A 13,863-nucleotide genomic window follows, 5' to 3' on the forward strand; every position below is an offset into this window, starting at 1 on the left:
GCGGACACATGAAACCATTCCTCACGCTTCATGATCCCCAGACGGCACGAGAGTTCTACGCCCGCGGGCTGTGGAAGGACGACACGTTCTATTCGCTGATGAACGATCACGCGGACCGTCGCCCCGACGATATCGCGCTGGTGGACGGGCTGACCTCGCTGCCGTGGTGTGCCTTGAAGGCGAGGGTGGACGCCATGGCCGACAGCCTGCTGTCGCAGGGTATCGGCGCCGGCGACCGTGTGGCGATCTGGATGTCGAACAGGATCGAGGCGGTGATCACCTTCCTCGCCTGCTCGCGGGAGGGGATTGCCTGCAATCCCTCCCTCCACCGTACCTACACCTGCGGCGAGATCGTCGAACTGCTGACCGAACTGTCGGCCAGCGCGCTGGTGACCGAGGACGGCTGGGGCGCGGATCGTGATACGGTCGACCTTTACGAACTGCTGAAGGACCTGCCGTTCCTCAAGAAGGTCTACACGCCCGATACCTTCCCGCAGTACATCACCGGCGTCGACCGGACGCCGCATTCGAACCCGGACAGCGTCGTCTACCTCGCCTTCACCTCGGGCACGACGGGCAAGCCCAAGTGCGTCATGCACTCGTGCAACACGCTGCTGTCCAACGCCCGCGACCTCGCGCGGGACTGGGCGCTGTCGGAACAGACGGTGCTGCTGACGCTCAGCCCGCTGTCGCACCACATCGCCTGGGTGGCCTGCGGGCAATGGCTGGTCTCGGGCGGCCGCTTCGTCACCGATCATCCGCCCGAGGGCATGGACCGGCTGGCGTGGATCGTGGAATCCGGCGCGACCTACGTGCTGGGCGTGCCGACCCACGCGATGGACATCCTCGCCGAACAGAAGCGGCAGGGCATGGAACGGCTGGGACAGGTCCAGACCTTTTACATGGCAGGCTCCGCGATCCCCGAGGTCGTGGCGCAGGCCTTCGTGGATCAGGGGATCACGCCGCAGAACATCTACGGCATGACCGAATGCTCGTCGCACCAGTACACCCATCCCAGCGACCCCAAGGAGGTCTGGATCCAGACCTGCGGACGGGGCGGACCGGCCTACGAGGTCAAGATCTGGGATCCGGCGAACCCGGACGTGGAACTGCCGCGCGGCCAGACCGGCAACATCGGCGGGCGCGGCGCGGCGATGATGCTGGGCTATTTCGCCAACCAGGCCGCGACCGAGAAGACGATGAACCGGCACGGCTACCTGCTGTCCGGCGACCTCGGATCGTTCGACATCAACGGCAACCTGCGGATCGAGGGGCGGATCAAGGACGTCATCATCCGCGGCGGCCACAACATCAATCCCTCGCGGATCGAGTCCCTGACGCTTGAACACAAGCGGGTCGAGAAGGCGGCCGTCTTCGGCCTGCCCGACGACCGGCTGGGCGAAAAGGTCTGCCTTGCGGTCATCGGCGATGTCTCGCCCGAGGAGATGCTGGCGCATCTCGCCCGTGAAGGCCTGTCGAAATACGACATGCCGGAATGGTTCCTCGATGTGCGGGCGATGCCCCTCACCGCCAGCGGCAAAATCCTGAAACGCGAAATGATCGACATGGTGGGGCGCGGCGAACTGAGCCCGCTGCCGGTCCGCTACAAGATGGCGAGGGCGGAGTAACCAATGCCTGTAGAACTGAAGAAGGACGGCGATTTCGCCGTCCTCACCCTCAATCGTCCCGAGGCACTGAACGCGCTGTCGTTCTCGATCCTCGGTGACATCGGCCGCGCGTTGGACGAGGTCGCGGCGATGAAGGACATCCGCGCGCTGCTGGTCACCGGCGCGGGCGACAAGGCGTTCTGCGCCGGCGCGGACATCAAAGAACTGCGCAACCGCCCGCTGATCGACCAGAAGCGCGGGGCCGAACTGGGCCAGTCGGTCTTTGCCAAGCTCGGCACCCTGCCGGTCGCTTCGGTGGCACTGGTCAACGGCTATGCCTTCGGCGGCGGGTCGGAACTGGCGCTGGCCTGCACCTTCCGGCTGGCCTCGCCGAACGCGATCTTCGGCCTGCCCGAGATCAAGCTGGGCCTGATCCCCGGCTACGGAGGCACGCAGCGCCTGCCGCGTCTGGTGGGCGAGGGCCGCGCGCTTGAGATCATCATGACCGGCCGCAACGTGAAGGCCGACGAGGCCGAGCGCATCGGGCTGGTGAACGCGGTGGTCGAGGGCGACCTGATGCAAGCGGGCCGCGACTTCGCGGGCAAGTTCACCCGCTACAGCCTGCCGGTGCTGGAATTCGCGCGCCGCGCGGTCCAGCGGGCGGGCGACGTCACGCTTGAGGAAGGGCTGCGGATCGAGGCCGACCTGTCGACGCTCGCCTATCGCACGGCGGATGCCGAGGAAGGCATGGCCGCCTTCGAAGAGAAACGCAAAGCGGAGTTCAGGGATGGCTGAAGGACAGATCATCGTGACCGGCGCCTCCAAGGGCATCGGCGCCGCCATCGCGACGGAACTGGACGGGCGCGGCTTTGACGTCGTTTGCCTGTCGCGCAGCGGCACCGCGCCCAAGGGGCACGGCATCGCCTGCGACATGACCGACGAAGCCGCGGTGCGTGACGCCATGGCCGAGGTCGCGAAACGCGGGCCCGTCGCGGGGCTGGTCAACAACGCGGGCGTCCACATCGCCGGGCCGATCGCGACGCTCGACACAAGGGACTTCGACCGGACGATGGCGCTGAACGCGACCGCCGTGATGGTCGCCGCGCGCGAAGTCTATCCGCACCTGAAGGCGGCGGGCGGGATCATCGTCAACATCGGGTCCTTCTTCGACCGGATGGGCGTGCCCGACAACCTGTCCTACTGCGCCTCCAAGGCCGCCGTCGCCGCGATGACGCGCTGCATGGCGGTGGAATGGGCGCGCGACGGAATCCGGGTGATGAACGTCGCGCCGGGCTATATCGAAACCGACCTGAACCGCGACTACCTCGCGCGGGAAAAGGTCAAGGCGTGGATGGCGCAGCGCATCCCGACCGGCGGCGCCGGATCGGTGGATGACGTCGCCCGGCTGGTGACCGCCATCTTCGCCGAGAACATCGGCTACCTGACCGGCGAAACGATCTACGTCGACGGGGCTCAGGGGATCAATCACTGATGAACATGTACGACAAGCTGCAACGTTCCAGGTCCTGGAGCGACGAGGAACGTGCGATCCTCGATCAGGTCCAGCGGATGACGGACGAGGTCATCGCGCCGAACGCCGAACATATCGACGCGACCGGCGAATTCCCGTGGAAGAACGTCGAGGCTATCAACGCGCTTGGCCTGAACGCGGTCTTCGTGCCCGAGGCCTATGGCGGGATGCCGATGTCCTTCCGCCTGTACCTGGAGATCGTGGCGATCATATCCGAGGCCTGCGCCTCGACCGGCATCATCTACGCCACGAACTACCACGGGATGAAGCCGCTGATCGAATACGGCTCGGAAGAGCAGAAGGCCCGCCTGCTGCCCTGCATCGCCGAAGGCGGGCTGGGTGCGCTGGCGATCACCGAACCGACCGCCGGGTCGGACGCGACGGGGATGAAGACCAGCTTCACCCCCGATGGCGACGACATCATCCTGAAGGGCAACAAGGTGTTCATCTCGAACGGCGACGTGGCGGACCGCTATCTCGTGTTCGGGAAATGGGCGGGCGTCGACGATCCGAAAAAGGCGATCTCGGCCCTGATCCTCGAAAAGGGGGCCGAGGGCTTCAGCGTCATCGGCAAGGAAAAGAAGATGGGCCACAACGGCTCGTCCACCTGCGCGCTGTCGTTCGACAATGTCCGCGTGCCCCGCGCCAACCTGCTGATGGAACCGGGCGACGGGCTGAAGATCCTTCTCGGCTCGCTCAACCGGTCCCGCCCCTCTGTCGCGGCACATGCGCTCGGCATCGCCCGCGCGGCGTTCAAGGACATGGTCGCCTACGGCAATGACCGGGTGCAGAGCCGCAAGAAGGTTCTGGAGTTCCAGGGCAACCAGTTCACGCTGGCCGACCTCGCAGGTGAGCTGCTGATGGTCGAGACATGGCTCGACTACGTCGCGGGCCTCGTCGACGGGGGCGAGCCCGATTTCGGCATGGAGGCCTCGATGGCCAAGCTGCGCGCCTCGGACCTCGCCATGAAGATGGCGACCGAGTGTGTCCAGTTCCACGGCGGCTATGGCTACTGCCGCGACTACCGCGCGGAGCGCCTGATGCGCGACGCCAAGATCACCCAGATCTGGGAGGGGACCAACCAGGTTCACCGCCAGCTCATCGGACGGAGTTTCATCACCAAATGACCAGCATTCGCAAAGTCGCTGTCTGCGGGGCAGGCGGCACGATGGGGGCCGGCATCGCGCTTGTCGCGGCCCGCGCCGGATATGAAACCTACTGCTTCGACCTGTCGGCGGACGCGCTCGCCCGTCAGCGCAAGGCGGCGCAGAAGTTCTTTGGCCGCTCGGTCGAAAAGGGCCGGATGAGCCAGGAGGACTGCGACGCGGCGCTTGGCCGGATGATCGACACCACCGCGCTCACCGACCTTGCCGACTGCGACCTGGTGATCGAGGCGATCTTCGAGAACCTGAAGGTCAAGAAGGAGCTGTTCGGAGAGCTGAACGGCATTTGCAAGGACAGCACGATCTTTGCGTCGAACACCTCGACTCTGTCGATCACGGAAATTGCGGCGGGCACCGGCCGCGACGACCGGATGGTCGGCATGCACTTCTGCCTGCCCGCGCAGGTCATGAAGCTGATCGAGATGTCGCGCGGCATCAACACCTCGGACGAGACATTCGCCACCGCATGGGCATGGACCGAAGCGGCTGGCCAGATCTCGGTCGAGACGCAGGACAAGCCGGGCTTCATCCTGAACGCGCTGCTCGTGCCCTTCAACAACGACGTCATCCGCGCGATCGAGGCGGGGCTCTGCACACCCGAGGACATCGACACCGCGATCTGTTCCGGGCTCGGCTACAAGATGGGGCCCTGCACGCTGCTGGATCTGATCGGGCTCGACACGCAGGTCCTGCTGGGCGAGGCGTTCTATCCGATCACGCTGGACACCCGCGCCTCCGTCCCGCCGCTGCTACGGCGGATGGTGGCGGCGGGCAGGCTCGGCAACAAGTCGGGCGGCGGGCTGCTGACCGCCGAAAAGGCGGCGAAGGCGACCGAGGCCCCGGCGTTTACCATCGCCTCGGCAGGCGACAGCCGGTCCTTCCCTACGGGCGACGACTTCCTGTCCGCCGCGCAGGGTGACGGTCCGGTGACGATCCATCTCGGGGGCGGCTTCGCGGCGGACGCGGGCAAGACGGCGGTTCTGGTCGAACTCGACACCGAATGCCTCGGCGTCCACACGGGCGAGGACATGGGACGCGAGGGATCGAACGTCGTGGGCTTCGCCCGCTATCGCAACGGATCCGACGCGCCGTCGAACCTGATCGAACTGGTCCGCCAGCCGGCCACCGACGACGCGGCGCTGGCCGCCGCGCGGGCGGTGTTCGAGGTCGCGGGCTTCGACGTGGTGGTGTGCGCCGACCGGCCCGGCCGCATCGTCGACCGGCTGGTCCGGCCCAAGTACAACGACGCGCTGCGCTTCCTCGACGAAGGTCTCGCCAGTGCCGAGGACATGGACCGCACCTGCTGCATGGGCCTCGGCTATCCCGACGGCCCGGTCGAACGGGTCACGCGCGGCGGGCTGGCCCGCCACTGCGACGTCACGACCGCGATCCAGTCGATGACCGGCCTGCCGGGCTATGCGCCCGCCCGCGCCGCCGTCGTCGCCAAGGCGCGGGAGGCCTGAGCCATGTCCGGCGCCCTGAACGGACTGCGCGTCCTCGACTTCTCGACCCTTCTGCCGGGACCGATGGCGACCCTGTTCCTTGCCGAGGCAGGGGCCGAGGTCATCAAGATCGAACGGCCCGGCAGCGGCGACGAGATGCGCAGCTACGTGCCCCGCTGGGGCGATGACAGCGCGAACTTCAACATCCTGAACCGGGGCAAGAAGAGCATCGCGCTGGACCTGAAGTCAGACGCGGGTCGCGCGCAGCTGATGCCGCTGATCGAGGGCGCGGACATCATCGTGGAACAGTTCCGCCCCGGCGTCATGGCGCGGCTCGGGCTGTCCTATGATGACGTGCGCGCGATCCGGCCCGGAATCATCTACTGTTCGATCTCCGGTTACGGGCAGTCCGGCCCCCGCGCACTGCGGGCCGGGCACGACCTGAACTACCAGGGCGATGCGGGCCTGTTGGCGCTCAGCTATGGATCGCCGCAGGCGCCGGTGGTCCCCGCAGCGCTGATCGCGGACATCGCGGGCGGGGCCTATCCCGCGCTGGTCAACATCCTGATGGCCCTGCGCCAGCGGGACCAGACGGGCGAGGGGGCCTATATCGACATCGCGATGGCCGAGACGATCTTTCCGTTCCTCTATTCCGCGATGGCCGAGGGTCAGGTGTCGGGCGACTTTCCCGGCAACGGGGACAGCATGACGACCGGCGCATCGCCGCGTTACAGGCTCTATCCCACCTCGGACGGCCGCATCCTCGCCGCCGCGCCGCTGGAGCAGAAATTCTGGGAGAGTTTCTGCGAGGCGATCGGGCTGGAGCCCGCGCTGCGCGACGACACCCGCGACCCCGAGGCGACGGGCCGTGGCGTGGCCGCGATCATCGCCAGCCGGCCCGCGTCGGAATGGGAGCCCGTGTTCGACGCCGCCGACTGCTGTTGCAGCATTGTCCGGACGGTCGACGAGGCCATGCGGTGCGAGCACTATCGCGCGCGGGGCCTGTTCGACCATACGCTGACCAATGCCGGGGGCGACCACATCACCGCGCTGCCGCTGCCGATCGCACCGGCGTTCCGCGCGGCGCCGGATGACATGCTGCCCGCGCCCGCGCTCGGGGCACAGACCGGCGATCTGACCGGGGGAGACAAATCATGAAAGCCATCGTCGTCCGCGAATTCACCGATTACCACGGGGCCGAACTGGCCGAGATGGCCGACCCGACGCTCGGACAGGGCGAGGTGGTCGTCGACCTCGAGGCCTCCGAGACCAACTTCCCCGACATCCTCTATATCGAGGGCAAGTATCAGAAACTGCCGCCCTTCCCGTTCTCGCCCGGTCTTGCCGGGGCAGGACGCGTGTCGGCGCTTGGCGATGGCGTCGACATCCTGAGCGTCGGGCAGAAAGTGCTCGTCTTGCCGCAATACGGCACCTTTGCCGAAAAGGTCGTTGCGCCGGCCTCGTTCTGCTTTCCGGTCCCTGACGCGATGTCCTGCGAAACGGCCGCTTCCTTCGGGCTCGTCTACCAGACCGCGTATTTCGCGCTGATGGATCGCGGGCAGTTCACGCCCGGCGAAACGGTGCTGGTCCTCGGCGCGACGGGCGGCATCGGCATGGCGGCGGTGCAGCTGGCCAAGGCACTCGGCGCGTCGCGGGTGATCGCGGCGAGCCGGGGCGCGGCGAACGCGGAATTCCTGCACGGGATCGGTGCCGACACCGTCGTCGATGTCTCCGGCGAGGACATGCGCGATGCCTTGAAGGACGGCGTGATGGCCGCCACGGACGGGCATGGCGCGGACGTGGTGATCGACCCGGTCGGCGGTGCGGTGTCCGCCGCCTCGATCCGCGCGATGGCGTGGTGCGGGCGGCTGGTCGTTGTCGGTTTCGCCTCGGGCGACATTCCGAAAATCGGAGCGAACTACCTGCTGGTCAAGAACATCTCGGCCAGCGGGATCCAGTGGACCGACTACCGCGCGCGGCAGCCGGAACGCGTTCATGCCGCGCAGGCCGAGATGTTCGACCTGTGGGCACAGGGCAAGCTGTCACCGCGCATAACCGAGGTGCTGCCGCTTGCGGACTATGCCGTGGCGCTCAAGGCGCTGAACGAGGGTCGGGCGCGGGGCAAGATCATTCTGACAATAGGATAGGACGACATGACCACCAATGCGACTGCACTTGGCACGGACCGGACCATCGGCGTGATCGGCGCCGGAACGATGGGCGCGGGGATCGCGCAGCTTGCGGCCGCGAATGGTCATCCCGTCCTGCTCTACGACGCCTTCGACGGCGCGGCCGAGAAGGGCAAGGCGCGGATCGCCAAGGGCCTGAACGGTCTGGTGGCGCGCGGCAAGATGACCGAGGCGGATGTCGAGGCGCTGGTCGGGCGGATCACCATCGCCACGGCCCCCGAGGACCTGTCTGGCGTCGCCATGGTGGTCGAGGCCATCGTCGAGAACCTCGAGGTCAAGCGATCGCTGTTCGGCCAGCTGGAGGGGATCGTGGCGGAGGACACCATCCTCGCCAGCAACACCTCGTCGATCTCGCTGACCGCCATCGCCCGCGACCTGAAGCGGCCCGAGCGTTTTGTCGGCATGCACTTCTTCAACCCCGCCCCGGTGATGAAGCTGGTCGAGGTGATCTCGGGCGTCGCCACCGCGCCCGAGGTGGCCGCCACCGTTTTCGCCACCGCCGAGGCATGGGGCAAGATCGCGGTTCACGCCAAATCCACGCCCGGCTTCATCGTCAACCGCGTCGCGCGGCCCTACTATGCCGAGGCGCTGCGGCTCTACGAGGAGCAGGTGGCGGATCCGGCGACACTGGATGCCCTGCTGACCGAAGGCGGCGGGTTCCGCATGGGGCCCTTCGCGCTGATCGACCTGATCGGGGCCGACGTGAACTACACGGTCAACCTGTCCGTCTTCGAAGCCTTCTACAACGAGCCGCGCTTCCGCCCCTCGATCATCCAACTGGAACTGGTGAATTCGGGACGCTTCGGGCGCAAGACCGGGCGCGGGTTCTACGACTATTCCGACGGGGCCGAGATGCCCCGCCCGGCGACTGTGTCGGCAGGTGACACCGCCGGTGCGGCGGACCTTGCCAGCGGGCGGATCGACGACGTTCTGATCATGACGACCCGCGGGCGGACCGCGCGGGCCGAGGCGCGCGATGCGGACCGGCCCGTCATCCTGCACGACCTGTTCATCGAGGGGACGACGAGACGGCTGGGCTTCACCGTTTCGCCCGGTGTCTCGGACGAGGTGATCGCGCGTTTCGTCGCGGCGCTCAAGGTGCAGGGCGTGGCGGCGACACGCCTGGCCGACTGGCCGGGGCTTGTGGTGATGCGCACCGTGGCGATGCTGGCGAACGAGGGCTTCGAGGCGGTGATGCAGGGTGTCGCCGACGAGGACGGTATCGACCTCGCCATGCGCTACGGCGTGAACTATCCCAAGGGTCCGATCGCCTGGGCACAGGAAATCGGCCTGGCGCGCGTGCTGAGTGTCCTCGACGCGCTACACGAGGCCACCGGCGATCCGCGTTATCGCGCCTCGCTGCGCCTTCGGCTGGCGGCCGAGGCGCTCGAAGACTGAGGCAGCCGCTGTTTCTGAGCCAGTTTCAGAGGGGCAGCGGTTGCGCTGCCCCTTCTGCTTTGCGCGCCCCAGTATGCGTCCGGTTGCATCCGACACCGTCCGGTGAGCGGCCGGTTTTGGCACGTGGCTTGCTACTTCCCTGATGACCGGTTCGCGACCGGACCACACTTTGCGGATCAGACTGGAAGGACATCGAATGACATCGAACGCGGCGCCGAACGGACCCCTCAAGGGGTTGAAGATCGTGGATCTGACGTCGGTGGTCTTCGGTCCCTATTCCACGCAGATCCTGTCCGACCTTGGCGCCGACGTGATCAAGGTCGAGTCCCCGGCCGGGGACATCATGCGGTTCGTCGGCAAGCATGGCGAAACGGGGATGGGCCCCGTCCACCTGAACGTGAACCGCGGCAAGAAGGTCATCACGCTGGACCTGAAAAAGCCCGACGCGCTGGCGGTGCTGCACGATCTGATCCGCGATGCCGACGTGTTCGTGCACACGATGCGCCCCGCCGCCGCCGCGCGGCTGAAGATCGGCTATGACGACCTGCGCGAGATCAATCCCTCGCTGATATATGCGGGTGCCTACGGCTTTGCCGCCGACGGCCCCTATGCCGCCAAACCGGCCTATGACGATATCATCCAGGGCCTGTCGGGCTTTGCCGCGCTGAACGCGCATCTGGTGGGCGAGCCGCGGTTCGTCCCGAACGTCATCAACGACAAGATCTGCAGCCTCGTGCTGACGTACTCGATCCTCGCCGCCGCCTATCACCGGCAGGCGACCGGCGAAGGGCAGGCGATCGAGGTGCCGATGTTCGAATCCTCGGTCCAGTTCCTGCTGGTCGAGCATCTGGGCGACCGCACCTTCGGCAAGGATGAACCGCCCGGATACGCCCGCGTCCTGTCGCAGCTGCGCAAACCGCACAAGACGCAGGACGGCTACCTGTGCGTGCTGCCCTACAACGACAGGAACTGGGCCGACTTCTTTCGCATCGTCGGCCGCCCGGACCTGATCGAGGATGCGCGCTTCTCCAGCCACGCCGCCCGCAGCGCCAACTACGAGGTGCTCTATTCCATGCTGGCGGACTTCATGGCCGAACGCCCCTCGGCGTTCTGGCTCGAGACGCTGGCCGAATACAACATTCCAGTCGCCAAGGTGCAGGACCTCGAGGACCTGTTCGAGGACGAGCATCTGAATGCGGTCAACTTCTTTACCGAGGTGGATCATCCCGACAGTGGCAAGATCCTCGCCACCCGGCAGAGCGTGAGCTTTTCCGCCACGCCGCCGCGGATCGGCGGTCCGGCCGGACGGATGGGCGCGCACACCGTCGAGGTGCTCAAGGGCCTCGGTTACGACGACGACAGGATCGGAAAGCTGCTGGCCGAAGGGAGCGTCCGAAAGGCCGACTGAGGAGGCGGCCTTTCCGACCGACATGACTGCAGAGCAAGGGGGAGTGTGATGCAACAGATGCCAAGCGCCGAAGGAAACGGCGTGATCTGGAAGGCGACGCGCCGGCTGACGGATGTGTTCATCCTGATCGCCGGGATCGGCCTGTTCCTGATGATGATCCATGTCGTCATCGACGTCATCGCGCGCGCGCTGTTCCGCGTCGCGCTGCCCGGCACGATCGAGGTCGTGTCCTCCTACTACATGGTCATGGCCGTGTTCCTGCCGCTGGCGATGGTCCAGCGGCGGCACGCGCACATCATGGTCAGCCTGTTCACCGAATGGATGTCGCCCCGCGCCGTTCACCGGCTGGACACCATCGTCCGCGTCATCTTTGCGCTGGCCGCGATCGGCTTCGTCATCGTGACAGGCGGTGTCGCGATCGAAAAGACCGAGATCGAGGAGAAGATCGTCACGCCTGACGGCTTCGTCCTGATCTGGCTGTCGCGCTGGCTGCTGCCGATCAGCGCCTCGGCGCTGGCCATCGTCCTGCTGTGTCAGGCCGCCGGACTTGCCGGTCCGCGGGGCGGGCAGGGCGATCCCGAAAACCACAACGACGAAAGCGGAGCCTGACCATGAGCGCGATGACCATCGGCCTTGTCGGCCTCGGCAGCCTGATCGTGCTGCTTGCGGTGCGCATTCCCGTGGGCCTTGCCCTTGCGCTCGTGTCGTTCTTCGGCGTGCTGGCGATCCGCGACATCAACGCGGCCATCGGCATGGTGAAATCCATGCCCTACGACTTCGTCGCGCACTGGTCGCTGTCGGCGATCCCGCTGTTCCTGCTGATGGGGAACATCGCCTACAACACCGGTATCACCGAGGCGCTTTTCGTCGTGATGCGGCGCCTTGTGCGCAAGCTGCCCGGCGGTCTGGTCATCGCGACCAACCTCGCCGGCGCGGGCTTCGCGGCCGTGTCGGGGTCGAGCATGGCCACCGCAGCCGCACTTGGCCGGATCGCGGCGCCCGAGATGTTGAAGGTCGGCTACCAGCCCGCCCTCGCCGGGGGCGCCATCGCGGCGACCGGCACACTTGGCGCGCTGATCCCGCCCAGCATCCTGATGGTGCTGTTCGCCGTCTTCGCGCAGGTCTCGGTCGGCCAGATGCTGATCGCGGGGATCCTGCCGGGCCTGCTGACCGTCGCGGTCTACATCGGCATGGTGTCGCTGCGCTGCTGGCTGAACCCCAGCATCGCTCCGCGGACCGAACTGGACAGCAACGATGCCGAATACCGGGCCGCCGCGCGCCGTGTCTGGCCGCTGCCGGTGATCTCGATCCTGGTTCTGGGCGGTATCTACGGCGGGTTCTTCACCTCGACCGAGGCCGCGGCCTTTGGCGCCTTCTTCACCCTGCTGGTAACGATGGTGCAGCGGTCGCTGACGATGACGGCCCTTTGGAACAGCGTCGTGGAGACGCTGGAAAGCACCGCCGCGATCTTCTTCGTCGCGGTCGGCGCGATGTTCCTGACCCGGTTCCTCGCGCTCAGCGGCCTGCCGTTCCATATCTCGGGCTGGATCGACGACTGGAGCCCGGAGCCCCTGACGCTGGTGCTGCTGGCCTGCCTCGTGTTCCTCGTGCTGGGCATGTTCCTCGACGCGATCGGGCTGATGCTGCTGACCCTTCCGGTCATGCTGCCGATCTTCCGGTCCTACGACATGGACATCATCTGGATCGGCGTCCTCGTCGTGAAGCTGGTCGAGATCGGGCTGATGACGCCGCCGGTCGGACTGAACGTCTACGTCGTCAAGGGCGTGATGGGGAACACCGTGTCGCTGGACAAGCTGTTCAGGGGGGTCGCGTGGTTCCTCGGGGCCGAGATCGTGATCATGGCGCTGCTCATCGCGTTCCCGTCGATCAGCACCTTCCTTGTGACTTTCATGCGCTAGACCATCCCGCCCGGTCCAGCGCCGGGCGGCCCATCAATCAACGGAGGAGAGAAAATGAAAAACCTGAAAACATATGCGTCCGTTCTGACGCTCGCGGTCGCCTCGATCGGCACCGCGGCGCAGGCGACCGACCTGATCTACGGCAGCTACCTGTCGCCCGAGCACGGCAACAACAAGTTCGGGATGGAGCGGTTCATGGAAGAGGCCAAAACGGTCTCCGAAGGATCGCTGAGCTTCCAGTTCATTCCCGGTGGCGCGCTGGTCGGGGCCAAGACCACGCTGGAAGGCATCCGCGACGGGATCGTCGACGGCGGGATCGTCGTGTCGCTCTACCATGCGTCGGACCTGCCCTATAACTCGGTCATCACCAACCTGACAGCCTTCGGCGGTGACGCCGCCGTCGTGGCCGGTGCGACCAACGAGACGACCCTCCTGAACTGCCCGCAGTGCATGGAAGAATGGGCGAACTGGAACGTGAAGCACCTCGGGGCCTATTCGACCTCGATGTACAAGCTGCTGTGCGCCAAGGAAGTGACCAGCATCGAGGACATCAAGGGCTGGCGCATCCGCGCGGCCGGCGCGACGGGCCGGTGGATCAACCACCTCGGCGCGACGCCGGTGAACATCCCGGCCACTGACACCTACGAGGCGCTGCAGCGCGGCCAGGTCGAATGCACGGTCGGTTCGCTGAGCTGGCTCAAGACCTTCTCGCTCGGCGACGTGGCGAAATACGTCTACGACCTGCCGTCGGGCGCGTATTTCGGCGGCAGCATCGCGAACATCAACACCAACCGGTGGGACTCGCTGTCGGACATCGAGAAAAAGGCGATCATCGCCGCGGCCCCCAAGGCCGTCTCGGGTGCGACCGTCATGGGCTATATCGGCGATGACGTCGAATATGCCGAAACCGGCGCCGCCGCGGATGGCATCACCATCAACACGCCGTCCGAGGAAGAGATGGCCATGGTCGATGAATACCGCAAGACCGAGGCCGACCTGATCATCAAGATGGCGCAGGACGCAGGCATCGAAGGCGCCGAGGAGATCGTGAACGCGTTCCTCGCGAACCTCGAGAAGTGGGAGGGCATCATCGCCGAGATCGGCCACGATCCGGCGAAATACGAAGAAGCCCTGCAGCGCGAGATCTACTCCAAACTGGACATGTGATCCCGGCAATACCCGAGGCCGGCGGCAGGATTTGCCGCC

At 66.3% G+C, this 13,863-nt stretch carries 12 protein-coding genes; all 12 read left to right on the forward strand.

Translation table 11 applies throughout. From position 1 onward, the window contains the following. Window positions 1-8 precede the first annotated feature (8 nt). The 12 genes from Q344_RS0122420 (at window position 9) to Q344_RS0122475 (ending at window position 13,824) form a co-directional block, all read left to right on the forward strand. Complete coding sequence (locus Q344_RS0122420) at window positions 9-1,628, forward strand: class I adenylate-forming enzyme family protein (RefSeq protein WP_028288687.1); 1,620 nt, start codon at window positions 9-11, stop codon at window positions 1,626-1,628. Between the two features lie 3 nt (window positions 1,629-1,631). Next, complete coding sequence (locus tag Q344_RS0122425) at window positions 1,632-2,402, forward strand: enoyl-CoA hydratase/isomerase family protein (RefSeq protein WP_028288688.1); 771 nt, start codon at window positions 1,632-1,634, stop codon at window positions 2,400-2,402. Continuing rightward, window positions 2,395-3,099 (forward strand): SDR family NAD(P)-dependent oxidoreductase, encoded by a 705-nt coding sequence (locus Q344_RS0122430; RefSeq protein ID WP_028288689.1) that lies wholly within the window; start codon window positions 2,395-2,397, stop codon window positions 3,097-3,099. Before Q344_RS0122425 ends, Q344_RS0122430 begins: the two co-directional genes overlap by 8 nt. Further along, window positions 3,099-4,265 (forward strand): acyl-CoA dehydrogenase family protein, encoded by a 1,167-nt coding sequence (locus Q344_RS0122435; protein WP_028288690.1) that lies wholly within the window; start codon window positions 3,099-3,101, stop codon window positions 4,263-4,265. The genes Q344_RS0122430 and Q344_RS0122435 overlap by 1 nt, the downstream gene beginning before the upstream one ends. Further along, window positions 4,262-5,764, forward strand: coding sequence for a 3-hydroxyacyl-CoA dehydrogenase family protein (locus Q344_RS26445; RefSeq protein ID WP_169739222.1), 1,503 nt, complete (start codon window positions 4,262-4,264; stop codon window positions 5,762-5,764). The genes Q344_RS0122435 and Q344_RS26445 overlap by 4 nt, the downstream gene beginning before the upstream one ends. Window positions 5,765-5,767: 3 nt before the next feature. Further along, the gene (locus Q344_RS24885) at window positions 5,768-6,901 is read left to right on the forward strand and encodes a CaiB/BaiF CoA transferase family protein (protein ID WP_036540389.1); all 1,134 of its coding nucleotides are present in this window, start codon (window positions 5,768-5,770) and stop codon (window positions 6,899-6,901) included. Next, window positions 6,898-7,890: an NADPH:quinone oxidoreductase family protein gene (locus Q344_RS0122450; protein WP_028288691.1), complete on the forward strand. Its 993-nt coding sequence runs from the start codon at window positions 6,898-6,900 to the stop codon at window positions 7,888-7,890. The genes Q344_RS24885 and Q344_RS0122450 overlap by 4 nt, the downstream gene beginning before the upstream one ends. 6 nt (window positions 7,891-7,896) lie before the next feature. Beyond that, window positions 7,897-9,330: a 3-hydroxyacyl-CoA dehydrogenase NAD-binding domain-containing protein gene (locus tag Q344_RS0122455; RefSeq protein WP_036540392.1), complete on the forward strand. Its 1,434-nt coding sequence runs from the start codon at window positions 7,897-7,899 to the stop codon at window positions 9,328-9,330. A gap of 196 nt (window positions 9,331-9,526) precedes the next feature. After that, window positions 9,527-10,738 carry a CaiB/BaiF CoA transferase family protein gene (locus Q344_RS0122460; RefSeq protein ID WP_028288693.1) on the forward strand — a complete coding sequence of 404 codons (1,212 nt, stop codon included), beginning with the start codon at window positions 9,527-9,529 and terminating at the stop codon, window positions 10,736-10,738. Between the two features lie 48 nt (window positions 10,739-10,786). After that, on the forward strand, window positions 10,787-11,347 hold the full coding sequence (locus Q344_RS0122465; protein WP_028288694.1) for a TRAP transporter small permease subunit: 561 nt from the start codon (window positions 10,787-10,789) through the stop codon (window positions 11,345-11,347). A gap of 2 nt (window positions 11,348-11,349) precedes the next feature. Beyond that, complete coding sequence (locus Q344_RS0122470; protein WP_028288695.1) at window positions 11,350-12,657, forward strand: TRAP transporter large permease; 1,308 nt, start codon at window positions 11,350-11,352, stop codon at window positions 12,655-12,657. A gap of 54 nt (window positions 12,658-12,711) precedes the next feature. Beyond that, window positions 12,712-13,824: a C4-dicarboxylate TRAP transporter substrate-binding protein gene (locus tag Q344_RS0122475; RefSeq protein WP_028288696.1), complete on the forward strand. Its 1,113-nt coding sequence runs from the start codon at window positions 12,712-12,714 to the stop codon at window positions 13,822-13,824. Window positions 13,825-13,863 lie beyond the last annotated feature (39 nt).

Origin of the sequence: Pseudooceanicola nanhaiensis DSM 18065, from assembly GCF_000688295.1 — a bacterium.
Taxonomy (GTDB): domain Bacteria; phylum Pseudomonadota; class Alphaproteobacteria; order Rhodobacterales; family Rhodobacteraceae; genus Pseudooceanicola; species Pseudooceanicola nanhaiensis.